The organism is Burkholderia sp. EMB26, assembly GCF_024730645.1.
GTDB classification, from domain to species: domain Bacteria; phylum Pseudomonadota; class Gammaproteobacteria; order Burkholderiales; family Burkholderiaceae; genus Burkholderia; species Burkholderia cenocepacia.
Genome location: NZ_CP078071.1, coordinates 2,954,308 through 2,973,855 on the forward strand (window position 1 = coordinate 2,954,308; position 19,548 = coordinate 2,973,855).

The following is a 19,548-nucleotide window of genomic DNA, read 5'->3' on the forward strand; positions in this document are numbered from 1 at the left end:
GACAGGGCCTTTCGCCCGATCCGGAAAGCGGTTTGTCTCCGGGGGCGAAATACGGAAAACGCGGTAACGGAAAGGCTGCGCCGCGAGGCGGGGCAGTCGCGCCGGATCCGGCGCGGGCGGGGTTGCTAGAGCAACAGCTTCGTTGTCCTGCTCATTTGATTCGATCCTTCGGCCCGCTGCCGGTGGCAGCCGTCCAGTGAAATGCATCGGGATGCGGCACGCGCCGGCGTGCGAACGAATCATTCGACGGCGCGTACTTCGGTGCAGCGGAAGCGAAAAAACGTGGAGCGGAATCGTTTGCGTGGCAGGCAATCCGTCGGATTGCTTGCATCGGACGGTATCAAGAACGAAAGCGCGATGTCAAACTTTTTTTGATTATATGAAACTAAATTAAATCGAATAAACCGAAATGATTTTGAAAAGATTGGCGGTGTTTTGTAATGTTCAAAACCCGCGATGCAGGTAATGCCGAAAACGACTCGCCGATCATTTCCGATGTGTTTCGAAACGGCCGGCCGTTATCGAGGAAATACTCGAATGGCCGCAGCCTCTCGTTCGGCTAACTGAAGGTCGTCGACGAACCGGAACAGCGCATCGACATGCTGAAGCAGCGCGTCGCGCGACGCAGCATCCGCATCGGTGGCGAGCGTCCTGATGGCGTCGAGCCGGGTTTCGAGTTCGGCGAGCCGGGTGCGCGTGACGCGACTGCTGCTGGCGACGGTGACCGTCGCATCGGATGGATTCGTACGTTTCATTGCATGAGTCATCGCATTGAAGTGCTCGATGAAGCGAGCCACGTCGGCCGGGCAGCCGTCGCGGGAAATGATGCGCGCCGACGGATCGCCGGCGACGATCCGGCCGGCGGTATCCGCCATGGCGTCGAGCGTCGCGAGCATCCGGCGGATCGACCTGACCAGGTCGAATGCCGCGGCCAGCAGGCAGACGAACAGCACCGTCGCCGGCACCAGGTAAGGGGACGCACTGCGGATCATCGCGCCGGCGGTCGCGTCGTGCGGCAACGCGGCCGGCGCAGGCGCGGCGTACACGAAGCATGCGACGGTGCAGGCGAGCAGCACGACGACGAGCGCGCCCGTGCCGATCGCCCGCCCGATGTGCCGGCCGGGTCTTGCCGGCAGCGTCACTGCACGCCCCGCAGTCGGTAGCCGACGCCGCGCATCACCTCGGGCATGCCCGGCGCGCCGGCCTGTTCGAGCTTCTTGCGCAGCCTGCAGATGTGGCTGTCGACCGTGCGCTCCAGCGCACTGACGTCGGCCATGCACGCATCGAGCAACTCGCCGCGCGTGAACACGCGGCTCGGCGATCTCGCCATGTGCGCGAGCAGCCGGAACTCCGTCAGCGTCAGCGTGATCGGCACCTCGGTGCCGGCCGTGCGCACGCGGGCCAGATAGCTGTCGGTGTCGATCTCGAGGTCGCCGACGCGCAGCATCCGCATGGTCGGCGGCGCGGCCGACCGGCGCAGGATCGCGCGCAATCGCGCGACGACCTCGGCCGGGTTGAACGGCTTGACGATGTAGTCGTCCGCGCCGGCGTGCAGCGCCTGCAGCCGGTCGAGATCGCGATCGAACGCGGTGACGACGACGATGGGCGTGTTGTCGCGCCGTCGCAGCTCGGCGAGCACGTCCCAGCCGTTCTTCCGCGGCATCTTCACGTCGAGCAGGATCAGGTCGGGTTTCAGGTGCGGTTGCATGTCGAGCACCGCTTGCCCGTCGGCGACGCGATAGGTGCGAAAGCCGTCGTGCTTCAGGTAGGCATCGAGAATGTCCGAGATGTCGGGCTCGTCTTCTGCAATCAGTATCAGGGAATTCGTCATGGAGTGTGCCGTGCGATGTCGAACCATCGGGGCGGCCCGTCGCCGGGCCGGATCACGCCGTTCCGTCACGGTGCCGCGCGGGACGGAACGGCGCCGTTCGCTCAGTTCCGCACCACGCGCTGCGACGGTGCGACGTCCTTGTCCGTCAGGCCGCCGCCGAGCGCCTTGTACAGCGCGACGGCATTGCCGAGCTCGCTGCGACGCAGGTCCAGCAGCGCCTGTCGGGCCGCATAGAGCTGCCGCTGCGAATCGAGCAACTCCAGCCGCCCCTCGACGCCCGCGCGATAGCGCAGGTTCGACAGGTCGGTGCGGCGTTCGGCCGAGCCGACCACGCGCGTTTGCGCGTCGATCTGGCGGCCGAAGGTTTCGCGCCCGGCGATGCCGTCGGCCACTTCGCGGAACGCGGCCTGGATCGCGCGTTCGTATTCGGCGACCGCGCTGGACTTGCGCACTTCCGCGAGGCGCAGCTCGGCGCGCAGCCGGCCGCCCTGGAAGATCGGCACCGTGACCTGCGGCGCGAAGCTCCACACGCGCTGGCCGCCGTCGAACAGACTGCCCATCGCGGGGCTGAGGAAGCCGATCGACGACGTCAGCGACAGGCGCGGGAAGAATGCGGCGCGCGCGGCGCCGATGTCCGCATTCGCGGCGACGAGGTTCTGTTCGGCCTGCCGGATATCCGGCCGACGGAACAGCAGCTCGGACGGCAGGCCGGCCGGCAGTTGCGTCATCACCGGTTGCTGCTGAAGCGGCAGCGGCTCGGGCAGATCCTTCGGCAGCTCGGTGCCGACCAGCAGGCGCAGGGCATTGCGTGCCTGCTCGACGGCGCGCGTGCGCGCTTCGAGATCGGCCGTCGCGCTCGCGACCTGGCCTTCGGCCTGCGCGATGTCGACACCGCTCGCCTGGTGCGCTTCCTTCAGGCGGCGCGCGAGATCGAGCGACTGCCGCCAGTCGGCGAGCGTGCGCTCGGACAACTGGCGTTGCTCGTGCGCGAGGCGCTCGGCGAAGTACGCATCCGCCACGCCGCCGACGAGCGAGATCTGCACCGCGCGGCGGCCGTGGTCGGTCGCGACGTAGCGCGCGAACGCGGCATCCGACTGCGATTTCACGCGGCCGAACAGGTCGATCTCGAACGCGCTGATGCCGACGTTGACGCCGTACTGGTTCTGCGTCGCGCCGAACAGCGGCGGATTCGACTGCGTGTCGTCCGACGTACGCTGGCGTGTGAAGGTCGCGCCGGCGCCGATCGACGGCAGACGCGCGGAACGCTGGATGCCGTACTGCGCTTCGGCGGCTTCCACGTTCAGCGCCGCCACGCGCAGGTCGCGGTTGTTCTCGAGCGCGAGCTCGATCAGGCGTTGCAGGCGGCGGTCGCCGAACATCGTGCGCCAGCCGAGGTCGGCGGCGTTCGCGTCGAGATCGGCGGCAGCGGCGGCCGTGTAGGCCGTCGGCACCGGCATCGACGGTTTGACCAGCGTCGGCGCGAGCGTGCAGGCCGACAGTGCGAGGACGAGGGGAAGAACAAGCAATCGCATGGCATCAACCTTCCTGTCCGTGAGTCGGGGTGGCCGGCTGCGTGCGGGACGCCCGCCATGCGCCGATGCGCTCCTGGATACTCATCACGAACACAAAGAAAACAGGGACGAAGAAAATGGCCAGCACCGTGGCGGTCACCATGCCGCCGAATACGCCGGTGCCGATCGCGTGCTGCGTTTCGGCGCTGGCGCCGGTCGCGATCATCAGCGGCACGACGCCGAGGCCGAACGCGAGCGAGGTCATCAGGATCGGGCGCAGGCGCAGCTTCGACGCCTGCACGGCCGCTTCGATCAACCCCCTGCCTTCCTCGCGCAACTGCTTCGCGAACTCGACGATCAGGATCGCGTTCTTCGCGGACAGGCCGATCACGGTGATCATCCCGACCTTGAAGAACACGTCGTTCGGCATCCCGCGCAGCAGCACCGCACCGATCGCGCCGATCAGGCCGAGCGGCACCACCAGCATCACCGACAGCGGGATCGACCAGCTTTCGTACAGCGCGGCGAGCACCAGGAACACGACGATCATCGACAGCACCATCAGCATCGGCGCCTGCGACGCCGACTGGCGTTCCTGCAGCGACTGGCCGGTCCACTCGACCGCGAAGCCCGGCGGCAGTTGCGCGGCGAGTCGTTCCATCTCGGCCATCGCCGCGCCGCTCGACTGGCCGGGCGCCGCGTTGCCGGAGATGCGCGCGGACGGATAGCCCTTGAAGCGCACCATCTGCAGCGGCGTGTCGGTCCACACGGGGCGCACCACCTCGGACAGCGGCACCATGCCGCCGGCCGCGTTGCGCACGTACAGCTTCATCACGTTGTCGATCTGCATGCGTGCCGGCGCGTCGGCCTGGATGATCACCTGCTGCATGCGGCCCGCGTTCGGGAAGTCGTTCACGTAGGTCGATCCCATCGCGGTCGACAGCGTGTCGCTGAGCGTCGTGAACGACACGCCGAGCGCCTGCGCCTTCGCGCGGTCGATCTCGAGGCGAATGCTCGTGCCGGCCGGCAGACTGTCGGGGTACACGCCGGTCACGACCTTGCTTTGCGCGGCGAGTTCGAGCAGCTTCGCTTCGGCCGCCTTGAGCGCCGCCGTGCCCTGGTTGGCGCGGTCTTCCAGGCGCATCGAGAAGCCCGAGCTGTTGCCGAGTTCGTCGATGGCCGGCGGCAGCAGGCTCATCACCGTGCCTTCGGTCACGCCGGCCATCGCTTGCTGCGCGAGCATGCCTTCCTCGAGGGTCGATGCGCCGCCGCGGTTCTTCCAGTCCTTCATCACGGACCAGTTGATCGCCGCGTTCGGACCCTGGCCCGAGAAGCCGTAGCCGATCACGGAAATGCTCGACTGGATTGCCGGACGTGAAGCAAGATGCTTCTCCAGCGTTTTGACCACGTCGTGCGTACGCTCGGCGGTAGCGTCCGCGGGCAGCAGAAAGCTGGTGATGAAGTAGCCCTGGTCTTCGTCCGGCAGGAACGACGACGGCAGGCTGCGGAAACCGAGCACCAGTGCGCCCGAAATCGCGACGAACACCAGCATCACGCGGCCCGTGCGACCGACCAGGCGGCCGACGCGCGTCTCGTACCATTTCGTCAGGCGGTCGAAGCGGCGGTTGAACCAGCCGAAGAAGCCGCGCTTCTCGTGATGGCCCGGTGCGAGCGGCTTGAGCATCGTCGCGCACAGGGCCGGCGTGAGCGTCAGCGCCAGCAGCGCGGAGAACAGGATCGACACGGCCATCGACAGCGTGAACTGCTTGTAGATCACGCCGACCGAGCCGCTCGCCATCGCCATCGGCAGGAATACCGCGGTCAGCACCAGCGTGACGCCGACGATCGCGCCGGTGATCTCCTTCATCGCCTTCGACGTCGCGTCCTTCGGCGACAGTCCTTCCTCGGCCATCAGGCGTTCGACGTTCTCGACGACGACGATCGCATCGTCGACGATGATGCCGATCGCGAGCACCATGCCGAACATCGTCAGCACGTTGATCGAGAAGCCGGTCAGCAGCATCACCGTGAACGTGCCGAGCATCGCGACCGGCGCGACGATGGCCGGGATCAGCGTATAGCGCACGTTCTGCAGGAACAGGTACATCACGAGGAACACGAGCACCATCGCTTCGAGCAGCGTGTGCAGCACTTTCTCGATCGAGATCTTCACGAACGGCGACGTGTCGAGCGGGATCGAGTAGCTCATGCCCGACGGCATCGACTTGCTCAGTTCGGCCATGCGCGCGCGGATCGCGTCCGCCGTCTTCACCGCGTTGGCGCCCGGCGCGAGCTGCACGCCGGCGAGAGTGGCCGGCTTGTTGTTCTCGCGGCTCACGAACGTGTAGTTTTGCGAGCCGAGTTCGACGCGGGCGACGTCGCCGAGCACGACCTTCGAGCCGTCCGCGTTCGCGCGCAGCACGACCTTCGCGAATTCTTCCGACGTCGCGAGCTGACCTTGCGCGGTGAGCGGCACGGTCACGCGCTGGCCCGGCAGCGCGGGCAGCGCACCGAGGCTGCCCGGTGCGATCTGCACGTTCTGCTGGCCGATCGCGGTCGTCAGATCGCTCATCGACAGGCCGAAATTGATCAGCTTCTGCGGATCGACCCAGATGCGCATCGCGCGTTCGGAGCCGAACTGCAGCACACGGCCGACGCCGTCGATGCGCCGCAGTTCCTCGGACACGCTGCGCGCCATGTAGTCGGCGAGCGCGCCTTCGTCGAAGCGACCGTTGTCGGAGCGCAGGCTGACGATCATCAGGAAGCCGGACGACGCGGATTCGACGATCAGCCCGTTCTGGCGCACGGCGGCGGGCAGGCGCGGCTCGACCGACTTGATCTTGTTCTGCACGTCGACCTGCGCCATCTCCGGATTGGTGCCCGGCTTGAACGTGACGGTGATCTGCGCGCTGCCGGACGTGTCGGCCGACGATTCGAAGTACAGCAGGTTCTTGACGCCGGACAATTCGCGCTCGATGAGGCTCAGCACGCCGTCGTTCATCGTCTGCGGCGTGGCGCCCGGGTAGTTCGCGGTGATCGTGACGGACGGCGGCGCGACCGACGGGTAGCGCGCGACCGGCAGTTGCGGGATCGCGATCAGCCCGGTCAGGATGATGAAGAGCGCGATCACCCACGCAAACACCGGGCGGCGGATAAAGAATTCAGCCATGGCTGGAGGCTCCTCGTGACTCAGTGCGCGGACGCGATGGCGGCCGCGTCAGGCGACTTCCAGTCGGTTGCGGCGGCCGGCGCGCCGTCGGTCAGGCGTTCCATGCCTTCGACGACGATCTTCTGGCCGGCCTGCAGGCCCGACTTGATGCGATAGCTGCGGTTCGTCAGTTCGCCGACCTCGACCGCCTTCAGGTGAGCCATACCCTTTGCGTCGAGCACCCACACCTGCGGCTTGCCGCCGGCGCGCACGATCGCCTGTTGCGGCACCATCACGGCGTTGGCGTAGTGCGCGCGCGGAATGCGGGCACGCACGTACATGCCCGGCAGCAGCTGGCGTTTCGGGTTGTCGACCAGCACGCGCAGCAGCACGTCGCCGGTGCCCGGATCGACGTTGACGCCCGAGAACAGCATGCGGCCCTTGACGTCGTAGCGCGTGTCGTCGTCGCGCAGCACGTCGACCGGCAGGCCGTTGCTGTCCGACGCTTGCGGTTGAGCGGCAAGCGCGCCGCGCAGCGCGTCGAGCGACGCGGCCGGTTGACGCACGTCCACGTAGACCTGGTCGATCTGCTGGACGCGCGCCATCGGCTGGCTGTCGCTGCTCGATACCAGCGCGCCTTCGGTCACGAGCGCCTGGTCGATGCGGCCGGCGATCGGCGCTTCCACCGTCGCGAACTTCAGGTCGAGCTGGCGGCGCGCGAGCGTCGCGCGGGCCTGCGCGACGTCGGCCGCGGCCTGGTCGCGTTGCGAGACGGCGTCGTCGTACACCTGGCGGCTGATCGCATCGGCCTCGACGAGCGGCTTGAAGCGCGCGGTCTGCACCTTCGCGCGTTCGAGCGCCGCCTGCGCGCGCTGCAGCGACGCGGCGGCCGTGTCCATCTCGGCCTTGAACGGCGCCGGATTGATCTGGAACAGCGGCTGGCCCACGCGCACTTCGGTGCCTTGTTCGAACAGCCGGCGTTGCACGATGCCGCTCACCTGCGGCCGGATCTCGGCGACCCGCACGGCCGCGACGCGGCCCGGCAGGTCCTCCGTCACGTCGACGCGCGTGGCGGCCACGGTCATGGCCGCCACCGGGGTGGCCGGCGCGGCGGCCGGCTGTTCGGACGGCCCGCAACCCGCCAGCATTGCCGCCACCAGCGCGCATACGGCGCCGTAGCAGCATCGTTTTTGGTTCTTCATAGCGACTCCAGGAAGCGCAGGCAGCCCACTGCCTGCTTTGACGGGGCGGAGTGTGCGTGGATTAGTTGGCGTCTTTGATGCGGAAAGATGGAGATTCGATGGAGCCGGCGAAAGGAGACGAAATGAGGGGCGTCGGCGAGGGTGGAAATGGTCTGATGAATCGGGTGGCGCGGTATCATGCGCGCGGTGTTGCCGACACTTTGCGTGCCGGCCCCGTCAACGAGGATCGAGTTCGCCGTGACCGATAACGACCCGCTCATCAACGACATGCCTACGACGTGGCAGGCCAGGCTGGCCGGCTGTCGATGGACGCGACAGACGGACGGCCAGTCGGATGCCGCGGTGTTCCGGCTCGATGCGCGCGACGGCTCGCGCCGGTTCGTCAAAACCGAGCCGGCGGGGCCGCTCGGCGAATTGCCGGACGAGGCGGTGCGGCTGCGCTGGCTGGCGACGACGGGCGTGCCGGGCGCTCGGGTGCTCGACGTCGCGTCGGCGGCGGGGCGCGAGTGGCTGCTGCTGAGCGCGGTGCGCGGCGACAACCTCGCCGTCGCGTCACTTGCGCCGGAGACGAAAGTGACGATCGTCGCCGACGCGCTGCGTGCGCTGCATCGGCTCGATCCGGCCACATGCCCGTTCGATCACGGCGCGGCGCGTCGAATCGCGCGCGCCCGGGCACGGATCGACGCAGGGCTCGTCGACGAGGACAACCTCGATGATGCGAATACGGGCATGCCGCTCGACACAATGTTCGCGAGGTTACTGGCGCAACGGCCGGCGATCGAGGACGGGGTCGTCACGCACGGCGACGCGTGTCTGCCGAACTTCATGGTCGACGACGGCCGCTTCTCCGGCTTCATCGATTGCGGGCGCCTGGGCGTGGCCGATCGCTATCAGGATCTGGCGCTGGCATCGCGCGATATCGAAGCGGACCTGGGCAGCGAATGGGTCGCGCCTTTCTTCGTGCGGTACGGGATCGAACGTCCCGATCCGGAGCGGATCGCTTTCTATCGTCTGCTCGACGAGTTTTTCTGAATCCGAGCCCTGCACGAGCGACGCACGGGACGGTTTGCCTGTTCCGTACGTCAACCCAATTTCGTAGTCGTCCTGATGTTTCGGCGTGGATGCCGGCGTCCACTACGAAGTCCTTGCGTCAGTCGCGATCTCGCCACGCGTAGGCGAAACGAAGACCGTCGCCGAGCGTGCACTGGAAAACCTGCGCGGGCGCGACCGGCTGGTACGTGGTCGGCGACAGCGAGCGGACCGTCACCGTCGCGCTTTCATCCTGCATCACGCGGTACTGGATCAGTTCGAGGACGGTCGCGCCGCTTGGCTGGACGGTGAGGTGCTGGTTGGCGAACGCGAGCGTATTGCCGCCGACTTCCATGAAGTCGCGTATCGCGAAGCCGCCCGACACGGTGGGCGCCGCTGCCTGGGTGCCTGCCTGCTGCGCGTTCTGGCACTGGTTCGGCGAAAAGATCGCGGTGACCGTCACGCCGGCAAAGAGCCGCGTGCGCAACTGGCGATACGAATTGGCGCTGTCCGGTTGGGGGCTCGCGGCGGTTGCCGCGAGACTGGTTGCCACGCCGGCGGCAACCAGAACAATGGCGAAGCGATTCAGCATTTTCCTGTCTCCGTGCGATGAAACCCACGGCACGATAGCACGGTGCATCCGCATTGTTCAGACGGTTGATTCGTAGTCGCGCTACCGTTTGGCGCCCGCCTCCCGCAGTGCGTCCACGGCATACGCGTTGTCGTGCGTCAGCGCGAGTTGAAGCAACGACTGGCCGCGCCGGTCGACATGGTTCGGATTCGCGCCATGCGCGACGAGCAGCGGAATCAGCTCGAAGCGGTTGAACAGCGTCGCGAACCCCAGTGCGGTTTCGCCGGCGCCGTTCGTCTGGTCGATCGGGCAGTGCGTGTCGATCAGGCGCCGCGCGATGTCGGGTTCATTCTTGAAGAGGGCGCCCATCAGCGCCGTATTGCCGTGACGATCGCCCGTGCACGCATTGGCGCCGGCCGATAAAAGGTAGTCGAGCGCCGCGGGCTGGCCGTCGTATGCCGCGAGGATCACGGCCGTATAGCCGTGGCCGTCGGTGGCGTCGACCGGATAGCCGGCGTCGTGCAACGCGCGCAGGATGTCGACGCGGCCGACGCGCGCGGCGTCGAACCAGTCGTCGTCATAGCGGCGTAGCGCGGCAGGGTCGGCCTTGCCGTAGGTTGGCCGGTCGGGCAGGTGCGCGCAGCCGGCGAGCGCGGCCAGCGCGAGCGCCGCCGCGGCCGCGCGGATCACGTGGGGGAAGCGTTCGAATCGCATGAGGGTGTCCTGATGAAGTGGCCGGGCCGACGTGCGCGGCGCGAGCGCGCACGTCGGCAACGGCCCGAGCCGCGAGGATCAGTTGTCGCTCAGCTTCGCCGCGAGCGACTGCACTTGCTGGACGTTCGCGTGAACGGCCTGCGCGAGACGCGTACCGTAATCGGCGTCGGCCTTGTAGAAGTACGACAGCATCGCGTACTGGTTCTGCGCGTTCTTCACCTGGCCGAGGTCGCCGGACAGCGCGGTGACGAGGTCGTCCTTGTCCTGCTGCGACAGGCTGCGGTAGTACTCGCCCGCCTGACGGAACGGCAGCTTCTTGCGGATCGCTTCCTGCTGCGTCGTGCCGTCGAGCGCCATGCGGACCGATTTGTACTGCGGGTCCTGCGCGAGTTCGTTCAGCGTCGACGGTTCGTAGTTCACCTCGCCCTTGCGGTCGCCGGCATTCATCTTGCCGTCCTGGTTGTTGTTGACCACCGGCACGACGGGGCGATTGATCGGCAGATCCATGTAGTTCGCGCCGAGCCGGTACATCTGCGTGTCGGCGTACGCGAACAGGCGGTCCTGCAGCATCCGGTCCTCGGACGGCTCGATCCCCGGCACGAGCCGCGACGGCGCGAACGCCGATTCCTCGGTCGACTGGAAGTAGTTGTCGGGCACGCGATCGAGCGTCATCGTGCCGATCTTGCGTTCAGGCACGCCGGTCCAGACCTTCGTATCGTCGAGCGCGTCGAAGTCGAAGCGGCTCAGGTCCTTCGGCGTGAGCACCTGCACGTACAGGTCCCACTTCGGGAAATCGCCCTGTTTCAGCGCGCCGTACAGGTCGTTCGTCATCATGTTCCAGTCGCGGCCGATCGATGCGGCGATCTCTTGCGGACGCAGGCCGTGCACCCCTTGCCGGCTCTTCCAGTGGAACTTCACGTAATGCACGTCGCCTTGCGCATTGACGAACTTGAACGCATGCACCGCGAAGCCGTCCATGTGGCGATACGAATCGGGCATGCCCTCGTCCGTGTACAGCCTCGTCAGCATGTGGGTCGCTTCGGGCGTGTGCGCGAAGAAGTCGAACGCGAGGTTCGGGTCCTGCACGCCGGTCACGGCGCTCGGTTTGTTCGCATGCACGAAGTCGGGGAACTTGATGCCGTCGCGAATGAAGAACACCGGCCAGTTGATGCCGACCATGTCCCAGTTGCCCTGCTGCGTATAGAACTTCACCGCGAAGCCGCGCGGGTCGCGCGCTTGTTCGGGCGAGCCGCGATAGCCCATCACGGTGGAGAAGCGCACGAACACCGGCGTGCGGGTGCCCGGCGTGAAGACTTTCGCTTTCGTCAGGTCGGAGATGTCGGCGCTCGGCACGAACTCGCCGAATGCACCGGTGCCGCGCGCATGCACGACGCGCTCCGGAATGCGCTCGCGATCGAAGCGCTGCAGCTTCTCGATGAGCGCGGAGTCTTGCAGCAGCACCGGGCCGGCGGGGCCGGCCGTCTGCGAATTCTGGTTGTCGCCGACGGGCGCGCCGGTGTCGCGCGTGAGTTCGGCGGCGTACGGCGAAGCGGAGAGTGCCACGCAGATTGCGGCGACTGCGTGCCGCAGCACGCGAGGGGAAGATGAGGACATGACGATGGAACTCCTTGAATCCGATCGGTGGTGGGGAAGCCGACTGAATTAGAAGAGATCGTCAGACGATTGGCTAATTGATATTCGATATGTTTTCGATAGTCGCGGCGTCGAGGCGGCGCGAACCGTTCGTTGCGCGGGAAACGAAGCAGTATTGTTGCGCGCGCAATGAGTTGTTGCGAAATTGTTTCGACGAGCATGATGCATCGGTCGTGCATGATTTGCGTCGGCGCCGTCAACCGGCGCTTGCCTGCCATCCGAGCCCGAGGCTCTTCTGCACCGACACGTAATTCTTGATCAGTTCGGCTTGCCCGGCGATCACGTTCTGCTGCGCGGACAGCGCTTCCCGTTGCGTGTCGAGCAGGTCGATCATCGACGCGACGCCCGCGCGATAGCGCTGGTCCATCAGCGTGCGCGAATGCACGGCCGACGTCTGCACCTTCGTCAACGCGACGACGTGCTCGCGCTGATGCCCGTAACGCTGCAACGCGGTGTTGGCATCCTGCAATGCACCGAGCACGGCCTTCTGATAATTCGCTTCCGCTTCGTCGCGCGACGCTTCGGCCGCGCGCACCGCGCCGCGCGTGCGTCCGAAGTCGAGAATGTTCCATTGCAGGTACGGCGCGCCGACCCACGTGAAATTCTGCTTGCGGAACAGGTGGCCGGGGTCGGTCGCGCTGAAACCGAGATCGCCGAGCAACGTCACCTTCGGGAAATAGTCGGCGACATGCTCGCCGATCTGCGCATTGCTCGACGCGAGCCGGCGCTCGGCCGCGCGAATATCGGGGCGCTGTTTCAGCAGCGTGGCCGGATCGCCGATCGCAACGCTGGCGGGCAGCGTCGGCAAGGCCGCGTCCGGGGTCGACAGCGCCGCATCGAGCGCGCCCGGCGCGCGGCCCGTCAGGATCGCGAGCCGGTCGAGCGACTCGGTGACCTGCGCATCGAGCGGGATCAGCGACGCGCGCGTGTTCTCGACCTGCGTCGTCAGGCGCTCGATGTCCGTATCGGCCGCGACGCCGCGTGCGCGGCGCTGCTGCGTGAGGTCGAGCATCTGCTGCTGCAATTGCGCGGTGCGTCGCGACAACGCCAGCCGTTGCTGCTGGTCGCGCAGGTCGACATACGCATTCGCGACTTCGGCCGCGATCGACACCTGCGTGTCGGCGAGATCGGCATCGACCGCTTCGGCCTGCGCGGACGCGGCTTCGACCGCGCGGCGCGTGCCGCCGAACAGGTCGATTTCCCAGGTCGCGTCGAAGCCAGCCGAATAGAGTTGCAGCGGCCCCGAGCCGCCGAGCGACGGCGACGCGCCACCCGACTGGCCCGAGCCGTTCGACGGCAGCAGCGAGCCGGCCGCGCCGACGTCCGGTTCCCGCATGCGGATGGCCGCGACGGTGGCCGACGATTTCGGCATCTGCGCGGCGCGCTGTTGCGAGAGCTGCGCGCGGGCCGCGCGCAAGCGGGCCTGCGCCGCGTGCAGATCGGGGTTGTACACGAGTGCGGCGATGATCAGCTCGTCGAGCTGGCGATCGTTCAGCGCGTGCCACCACGCGCTCGGTGCGGGCGCGGCGGTGTCGACGCCGGTGGCCGGCGCACGCACGAAGGTCGGCGCATCCGGCGCGGCGGGCGCGCCGCGGTAGTCGGGGCCGACCGTGCAGCCGGCGAGCAGGCATGCGGCCGCGCACAGGGTGAGCGCGGGGCGGCGGGGCAGGGAGAAGGGTTTCATCGCGTATGACGGGTCAATGGCCGGACGACATCGGTTGCGGCCCGCGCGGCGTTCTCAGCAGCAGCGCGAGCGGCACGCAGGCGAGCAGTGCGAGGCCCAGCAGGTAGAAGGTTTCGGAGTAGGTCATCACGATGGCCTGGATCTGGATCTGCTGCGCCAGCTGGCCGAGCGCGCGCAGGTTCGAATACGCGAGATCGCCGGTGTGCGCGAACCAGTTGGCCGTATAGGCCGACAGTCGATCCTGCCCGATCAGCGAGTTCGCGCTCACCGATTCGCGCAGCGCGGCCGTATGGAAGGTCGTGCGCCGGTCGATCACGGTGCCGATGATCGCGAGCCCGATCGAGCCGCCGAGGTTGCGCGCCATGTTGTAGAGCCCGGCCGCATCGCCCGAGTCTTCGCGCGCGACGGCCGCCATCGACGCCTGGTTGAGCGGCATCATCGCGAGCATCTGCGCGAGACCGCGAATCAGCTGCGACCACACGAAATCATGGCCCACGCTCTGCGCGGTCAGGCTGATGTCGAGCATGCAGCTCAGGCAGAACAGCAGCAGCCCCGTGATCACGAGGATGCGGAAATCCACCTTGCCGAGCAGGCGTGGCAGGATCGGCATCACGAGAAAGGCCGGCAGCCCCGACAGCAGCATGATCGCGCCGGCCTGTTCCGCGTTGTAGCCGGCGACGATCGCGAGGAACTGCGGCAGCAGGTAGGACACGCCGTACAGCCCGGCGCCGACCGCGGATACGATCACGATCACGCTCGCGTAGCGCGGGTTGCGCATCAACGACAGCCGCATGATCGGCCGCTTCGCGAAGCGTTGCGACAGCGCGATCAGGGCCATCCCGACGAACGACACGATGCTCAGCGTGACGATCATCTGCGATTCGAACCAGCGTTCGCGCTGGCCTTCCTCGAGCACGACGGTCAGCGAGCTGAGGCCGATCGCGAGACCGAAGATGCCGAGCCAGTCCGCGTTGAAGAACGCACTCCAGTGCGGGCGGTCCGACGGCAGCCCGAACACCAGCAGCGCCATCAGCAGCAGGCACACGGGCAGGTTCAGGAAGAAGCACCAGCTCCAGTTCACGTTTTCCGCGAGCCAGCCGCCCAGCACCGGGCCGAACAGCGGCCCGAGCAGCACGATCAGGCCGAACAGCGTCATCCCGACCGGCAACTGCGACAGCGGCAGGCGCGTGCGGATGATGGTCTGCGCGGTCGGGATCAGCGCGCCGCCGGTGAAGCCCTGGCCGATCCGGCCGGCGATCATCATCGGCAGCGAGTGCGACCAGCCGCACATCATCGAGAACGCGATGAACAGCGCGGAATTCGTCAGCAGGAAATTGCGCAACCCGAACACGCGCGTGAGCCAGGCGGCGAGCGGGATCATCACGATTTCCGACATCAGGTAGCCGGTCGAGATCCACGTGCCTTCGGTGCCGGTCGCGCCGATTTCGCCCTGGATCTGCGGCAGCGCGGAGTTCGTGATCGAGATGTCGAGCGTCGCCATCAGCGCGCCGAGCGCGCCGGCCGCGACCGCGATCCAGTCGGTCACGCTCGCGCGGCCTTCGTGCGGCGGCGCGGGCATCGTGGCGGGCGTATCAGCCATGATGCTGCTCGTCGCGGGCGGAGCGCGTATCGACGTCGACCGTCACCGACAGCCCGGGCAACAGCATGCGCTGCGCGCGGGCGTTCGCGGCGAGACGGATGCGCACCGGCACGCGCTGGACGATCTTCGTGAAGTTGCCGGTCGCGTTCTCGGGCGGCAGCAGCGCGAACTGCGCACCGGTGCCGGGCGCGAAGCTGTCGACGACGCCGGACAGCGGGCCGTCCGGCAGCGCATCGACATGCAGCTCGACGGGTTGGCCGATGCGCATGTTGCCGATCTGCGTTTCCTTGAAGTTCGCGACGAGATAGATCGAGTCCACCGGCACGACGGTCAGCAGGCGCGTGCCGGGCTGCACGTATTGCCCGACGCGCACCGTGCGATCGCCGACGCGGCCCGCGAGCGTGCTGCGCACGATCGTGTTGTCGAGGTCGAGTTGCGCCTGTGCGGCGCTGGCCTGCGCAGCCTCGAGCTGCGCGCGTGCCTGCTGGAGCTGCGCGGTGAACGACGCGATCTGCGTGCGGGCGGCGGCGATCGACGCGTTGTTCGCGGCGAGCGTCGCCGCCGCCTGATCGCGCGTGCTCTTCAGGTCGGCCACGCGTTCGTGCGTTTCGGCGCCCGTCGCCGCGAGGGGTGCGTAGCGCGTGTACTCGTCGCTCGCGTGCTGCGCGTTGATGCGCGACACCTTCGCCTGCGCGTCGGCCTGCTCGAGGTTCGCGTGCTGCTGGCTGATGTCGGCTTCGGCGCGCGCGATATCGGCGCGACGGGCGTCGACGGTCGCCAGCGCCTGCGCGAGCGCCACCTGGTACTGGCGGACGTCGAGCCGCACGAGCGGATCGCCGGCCTTCACGGGCTGGTTGTCGCGCACATAGACGTCGGTCACGTAGCCGGCCACCTTCGGTGCGGCGGTCATGCTGTCCGCCTGCAGATACGCGTCGTTGGTGCTTTCGATGAAACGGCCGACCGTCCACCAGCGGCCGAGCCACACCGCACCGCCGATGGCCGCGAGCACGGCGACCGCGAGCAGGACGCGCCGTTTCGTTCCGCCGTTCCGGTTGCGCGGCATTGTTCCGTTTTCCTGACGATCTGCTTTCTGTGGCGGGTCTTGTGGCGTCGACATGCGGGATCCAATTTATTCCGAGTGGAAGAATTATTCCAGTTGGTAGAATTGTGTCAAGTAGAATGTCGATCGATCGAATGACGAGGAAGGCATGAACGAAGCGAAGAAGCTGCGCCGCACGTCGGCGGGCGGCTACGCGCGCGGCGACGAGACGCGCCAGCGGATCATCGAGGCGGCGATCGAACTGTTCGGCGAACGTGGGTTCGCGGGCGCGTCGACGCGCGAGATCGCCGCGATGGCGGGCGTGAACGCGCCGGCGCTCCAGTACTACTTCGAGAACAAGGAAGGCGTGTACCGCGCGTGCGTCGAGACGATCGCGGAGCACGGCTGGGCGGTGTTCGCGCCGGCGGTCGGCCATGCGCGGGCGATGCTCGAGGCCCACGCGAGCGTCGACGAACTGATCGATGCGTTCATCGGGCTGCTGCGCGCGCTGTCGGACCGGATGTTCACCGCGCCGAAGACGATGAACCAGCGGATGTTCTTCGCGCGCGAGCAGGGCGGCCAGGAACCGGCGAGCGCAAGCGAGATCCTGATGACGCGCATGCGCAAGCCGCTCAACGACGTGAGCGCCGAGCTGATCGGCCGCATCACCGGCCGGCCGGCCGACGATCCCGTCACGCGGTTGCGCGCGCTGAGCCTGTTCGGGCAGATCACGGTGTTCCACATCGCGCAGCGTTCGGCGCTGCAGTTGCTCGAATGGGACGCGTTCGAGGGCGAACGCGCGGCGCTGGTGACCGAAACGATTGCCGACCAGACCCGCGTGCTGCTCGAGCAGTGGCATGCGCAGCGCGATGCGGGTGCCGCCGATTCGGAAGCCGTTGCGAAGCGCGGGCAGGGTGCCGTCGCGAAGCGCGCGGCGAAGCCGGGAGCGGCACCGCCCGCGGCGAAACGCACGGCGCGCGTAAAGAAGCCTGCCGCGCGTTGAGCGCGGCAGGTTACCTGTCCCGGGCGATCGCGATCAACCCGGCTTGCGCGCCGCTTCGTCGGGCGACGGCGGCGGGGCTGCCGTATCGGTGGGATTCCGCGTGTCGGCGCGCGGATCGTTTTCGTCGGCGGCGACAGGCCGCGAGCCGTCCGCATAGGCCACGACGCTGCGCTGCGGATTGGCGATCCGGATTCCGCGTTCGCGGAACGTCTCGGCGATCCGCCGGTTGAATTCGCGCTGCACGCTCCAGCGCGCCGAGTCCGTGCACTGCATCTGTCCGGCCAGCGCGAGCGCCGCGCCGTCGACCTGGTCGATACCCCAGTAGCTGAAGTCCGACAGGATGCCGTCGTGATACTTCGGATCGTCGCGCAATGCGGTGCCGATTTCCTTCAGCGTCGCGATCGCGCGGTCGATGTCCTCGCCGTACGCGATGCTGACCTTGACGGCCGCGTTGCCGAGCCCGCGATTCGTGTTGTTGACGGTCGTCACCGAGCTGAACGGGATCGTGTACAGCGACCCGTCGCCGGCGCGCAGCCGCACGGTGCGGATCGACAGGTATTCGACCGTGCCCGACACGCCGGCGAGCGTGACCCAGTCGCCGACCTGCATCGCGTTTTCCATCAGCAGGAAGATCCCGGTGATGAAATCCTGCACCAGCTTCTGCGAGCCGAAGCCGAGCGCGACGCCGAAGATGCTGGCGCCGGCCAGCAGCGGCCCGACGTTCACGCCGAGTTCGCTGAGGCCCGTCAGCACGACGACGAGCGCGATCATCACGAACAGCAGCGAGCGCAGCATCGGCAGCAGCGTGCGCAGCCGCGCCGCGCGCACCAGGTTGCCTTCGCGCGTCCAGCGCTGCAGGCGGCGCTCGATCGCGATGTTGGCCGCTTCCCACACGACGAGTGCGACGATCGCCGCGATCGCGATCGTCACCAGCGCGGACGCGAGCCGGTGGCCGATCGTGCCGGTTTCGAACGCGCGGAAGATCGGCACGCCCCAGATCTGCAGCAGCAGCACGAGGGTCACGACGCCGATCGCCCCGGACACGATCTGGCGCAGCAGCGGGTAGTAGCGGTACGCGTGCAGATGAACGAGCGTGCGGTCGTCCTCGCGGCGCTGGAACAGCCGCGCGAGCGCGCCGAACACGACGATCGACACCATCCGCATCGCGATCATCACCGCGATCGAGCGGCCGCCCAGCGTGATCAGCACGCGGTAACCGTTGTGGACGTCGAGCGCCCACACGAACCACAGCGCCATCACGATGAAGACCGAGACGGGCGCCCACGCGTCCGCGAGCGCGTTGCCGATGACCGAGAAGGTCGGGCGATCCGCGCCGGCGGCACGGATGCGTGCCGCGACCGGCCGCCGGCACTGCAGGATCAGCACCGAGATCATCACGTGGCCGACGAGCGCGACGGCCTTCAGCAGCGCGACATGGCCGGCTTCGTTCAGACCGAAGTTCGCGGCGATCTCGACGGCCGCCGTGCATGTGCCGACCACGATCACGATCCGTGCGATCGAGCGTTGTGCGAATTCGGCCCATGCGTCGCTGATATGCAGCAGCCGCAATTGCCGCGCATCGGGCTGGAAGAACAGCCGGCTGACGATCGTGACGAGCCGGCAGATCACGTAGATGTCGATCAATGCTTCGAGCGCGGCGTCGATCGGCGTGCCGGCTTCGTCGAGCAACGACATCGTCAGGCTCGCGACGCCGACGAATACGAGCAGCGGCACGACGCGCAGCGCGAGACTGACGAGCGCGCGCGGCAGCCGGTGCAGCAGCGTGGTGTGTCGGCGTGCATGGCCGCGGCTTTGCGTGGACGAGGGAGCGTCGACCGTGTCGGCGTGATCGGGCGGGGCGGATGTATCGGGCGGCGGTGCGTGATCCTCGTCCGATGCGGCGGAATCGGACGCGGTGCGGCGCGACGTATCGGCGCGGCGTGCGGCCACCGCGGCCAGCGCGCGCCGCAACACCCGCTTCGCGAGCCATTCGACGACGAGCGCCGGCAGGAGCACCGCGAGGAGGATCCCGAGCGTGCGAGTGAAATCCGCCCGCTGGTCGGCGCGCATCAGCTTGTCGTGCCACCAGCTGCCCACCGACCCGATGTCGAGCAGCGAGCGCAGCGATTCCTGCAGTGCGTTGCCGATCTGAGCGGCCCAGCGCGACCCCTGGCGGACGAGCATCGATGCGAGCCCGTTCGACGTGAGCGCGGCCGGCGCGGCGGCCGCCGATGCGCCGCTGGCCGCAGACGCTGCGCTGGCCGGCACCGCCGGTGCGCTCAACGCGCCGACCGCCGCGATGGCGCGTAGCGTCGTTTCGACTTGCGCGCGCTCGCGCGGGTTTTCGAGCACATTCAGTGCCTGCCGCGCCTGTTGCGGCGTCAGTGCGGGCGCGGCGTCGGAGGCGGCCGACGCGGCGGCCGGAGCGGGAGCGGCCGCGTGGGCGGCCGAGACGACGGCGGCGAGCAGCCAGCCGAGAAGGATATGTCGCATGGAGTGGGCATGCGGGTGCGTGTCGTCACGCGGCCCGCCAGGCTGAACGATGGACGGAAGTTAACATGAT

Annotated in this window: 14 protein-coding genes; 2 read left to right on the top strand and 12 right to left on the bottom strand. The window is 67.7% G+C overall.

Translation table 11 applies throughout. The features are described 5' to 3' along the window. Window positions 1–518: 518 nt before the first annotated feature. From KU887_RS30065 to KU887_RS30085, 5 genes are all read right to left on the bottom strand, one after another. Complete coding sequence (locus KU887_RS30065; RefSeq protein WP_258256745.1) at window positions 519–1,142, bottom strand: histidine kinase; 624 nt, start codon at window positions 1,140–1,142, stop codon at window positions 519–521. Beyond that, the gene (locus KU887_RS30070; RefSeq protein WP_006489056.1) at window positions 1,139–1,831 is read right to left on the bottom strand and encodes a response regulator; all 693 of its coding nucleotides are present in this window, start codon (window positions 1,829–1,831) and stop codon (window positions 1,139–1,141) included. The genes KU887_RS30065 and KU887_RS30070 overlap by 4 nt, the downstream gene beginning before the upstream one ends. Window positions 1,832–1,932: 101 nt before the next feature. Beyond that, window positions 1,933–3,363 carry an efflux transporter outer membrane subunit gene (locus KU887_RS30075; RefSeq protein ID WP_212157855.1) on the bottom strand — a complete coding sequence of 477 codons (1,431 nt, stop codon included), beginning with the start codon at window positions 3,361–3,363 and terminating at the stop codon, window positions 1,933–1,935. A gap of 4 nt (window positions 3,364–3,367) precedes the next feature. Next, window positions 3,368–6,511 carry a multidrug efflux RND transporter permease subunit gene (locus KU887_RS30080; protein WP_060268321.1) on the bottom strand — a complete coding sequence of 1,048 codons (3,144 nt, stop codon included), beginning with the start codon at window positions 6,509–6,511 and terminating at the stop codon, window positions 3,368–3,370. Between the two features lie 20 nt (window positions 6,512–6,531). After that, window positions 6,532–7,692, bottom strand: coding sequence for an efflux RND transporter periplasmic adaptor subunit (locus KU887_RS30085; RefSeq protein WP_258256756.1), 1,161 nt, complete (start codon window positions 7,690–7,692; stop codon window positions 6,532–6,534). Window positions 7,693–7,929: 237 nt separating this feature from the next. Between KU887_RS30085 and KU887_RS30090 the strand changes: the two genes are divergently transcribed. Continuing rightward, window positions 7,930–8,724, top strand: coding sequence for an APH(3')-II family aminoglycoside O-phosphotransferase (locus KU887_RS30090; protein ID WP_012493196.1), 795 nt, complete (start codon window positions 7,930–7,932; stop codon window positions 8,722–8,724). A 118-nt stretch (window positions 8,725–8,842) separates the two neighbouring features. Here the strand turns inward: KU887_RS30090 and KU887_RS30095 are convergent, their stop codons facing one another. From KU887_RS30095 to KU887_RS30120, 6 genes are all read right to left on the bottom strand, one after another. Continuing rightward, on the bottom strand, window positions 8,843–9,313 hold the full coding sequence (locus KU887_RS30095; protein ID WP_048985241.1) for a VirK family protein: 471 nt from the start codon (window positions 9,311–9,313) through the stop codon (window positions 8,843–8,845). Window positions 9,314–9,394: 81 nt separating this feature from the next. After that, window positions 9,395–10,006, bottom strand: a complete 612-nt coding sequence (locus KU887_RS30100) for an ankyrin repeat domain-containing protein (protein WP_034202625.1) — start codon at window positions 10,004–10,006, stop codon at window positions 9,395–9,397. Between the two features lie 78 nt (window positions 10,007–10,084). Then, window positions 10,085–11,620 carry a catalase gene (locus KU887_RS30105; RefSeq protein WP_006495986.1) on the bottom strand — a complete coding sequence of 512 codons (1,536 nt, stop codon included), beginning with the start codon at window positions 11,618–11,620 and terminating at the stop codon, window positions 10,085–10,087. A gap of 235 nt (window positions 11,621–11,855) precedes the next feature. After that, window positions 11,856–13,343 carry an efflux transporter outer membrane subunit gene (locus KU887_RS30110; protein WP_058902886.1) on the bottom strand — a complete coding sequence of 496 codons (1,488 nt, stop codon included), beginning with the start codon at window positions 13,341–13,343 and terminating at the stop codon, window positions 11,856–11,858. Between the two features lie 13 nt (window positions 13,344–13,356). Continuing rightward, the gene (locus KU887_RS30115) at window positions 13,357–14,943 is read right to left on the bottom strand and encodes an MDR family MFS transporter (protein ID WP_006484782.1); all 1,587 of its coding nucleotides are present in this window, start codon (window positions 14,941–14,943) and stop codon (window positions 13,357–13,359) included. Further along, window positions 14,936–16,060 (bottom strand): HlyD family secretion protein, encoded by a 1,125-nt coding sequence (locus tag KU887_RS30120; protein ID WP_034202622.1) that lies wholly within the window; start codon window positions 16,058–16,060, stop codon window positions 14,936–14,938. Before KU887_RS30120 ends, KU887_RS30115 begins: the two co-directional genes overlap by 8 nt. Window positions 16,061–16,151: 91 nt before the next feature. Here KU887_RS30120 and KU887_RS30125 point away from each other — a divergent pair, with 91 nt between their 5' ends. Next, window positions 16,152–16,985 carry a CerR family C-terminal domain-containing protein gene (locus KU887_RS30125; RefSeq protein ID WP_077020954.1) on the top strand — a complete coding sequence of 278 codons (834 nt, stop codon included), beginning with the start codon at window positions 16,152–16,154 and terminating at the stop codon, window positions 16,983–16,985. Window positions 16,986–17,018: 33 nt separating this feature from the next. On the opposite strand, the gene KU887_RS30130 is transcribed toward KU887_RS30125, so the two are convergent. Then, window positions 17,019–19,478: a mechanosensitive ion channel family protein gene (locus KU887_RS30130; protein WP_034202620.1), complete on the bottom strand. Its 2,460-nt coding sequence runs from the start codon at window positions 19,476–19,478 to the stop codon at window positions 17,019–17,021. Window positions 19,479–19,548: the final 70 nt, after the last annotated feature.

What these genes read in the sequence shown, in the direction of transcription:
- KU887_RS30070 (WP_006489056.1), bottom strand. Translation starts at nt 1,831, where the DNA reads ATGACGAATTCCCTGATACTGATTGCAGAAGACGAGCCCGACATCTCG.
- KU887_RS30120 (WP_034202622.1), bottom strand. Translation starts at nt 16,060, where the DNA reads ATGTCGACGCCACAAGACCCGCCACAGAAAGCAGATCGTCAGGAAAAC.
- KU887_RS30100 (WP_034202625.1), bottom strand. Translation starts at nt 10,006, where the DNA reads ATGCGATTCGAACGCTTCCCCCACGTGATCCGCGCGGCCGCGGCGGCG.
- KU887_RS30080 (WP_060268321.1), bottom strand. Translation starts at nt 6,511, where the DNA reads ATGGCTGAATTCTTTATCCGCCGCCCGGTGTTTGCGTGGGTGATCGCG.
- KU887_RS30105 (WP_006495986.1), bottom strand. Translation starts at nt 11,620, where the DNA reads ATGTCCTCATCTTCCCCTCGCGTGCTGCGGCACGCAGTCGCCGCAATC.
- KU887_RS30085 (WP_258256756.1), bottom strand. Translation starts at nt 7,692, where the DNA reads ATGAAGAACCAAAAACGATGCTGCTACGGCGCCGTATGCGCGCTGGTG.
- KU887_RS30095 (WP_048985241.1), bottom strand. Translation starts at nt 9,313, where the DNA reads ATGCTGAATCGCTTCGCCATTGTTCTGGTTGCCGCCGGCGTGGCAACC.
- KU887_RS30130 (WP_034202620.1), bottom strand. Translation starts at nt 19,478, where the DNA reads ATGCGACATATCCTTCTCGGCTGGCTGCTCGCCGCCGTCGTCTCGGCC.
- KU887_RS30110 (WP_058902886.1), bottom strand. Translation starts at nt 13,343, where the DNA reads ATGAAACCCTTCTCCCTGCCCCGCCGCCCCGCGCTCACCCTGTGCGCG.
- KU887_RS30075 (WP_212157855.1), bottom strand. Translation starts at nt 3,363, where the DNA reads ATGCGATTGCTTGTTCTTCCCCTCGTCCTCGCACTGTCGGCCTGCACG.
- KU887_RS30115 (WP_006484782.1), bottom strand. Translation starts at nt 14,943, where the DNA reads ATGGCTGATACGCCCGCCACGATGCCCGCGCCGCCGCACGAAGGCCGC.
- KU887_RS30125 (WP_077020954.1), top strand. Translation starts at nt 16,152, where the DNA reads ATGAACGAAGCGAAGAAGCTGCGCCGCACGTCGGCGGGCGGCTACGCG.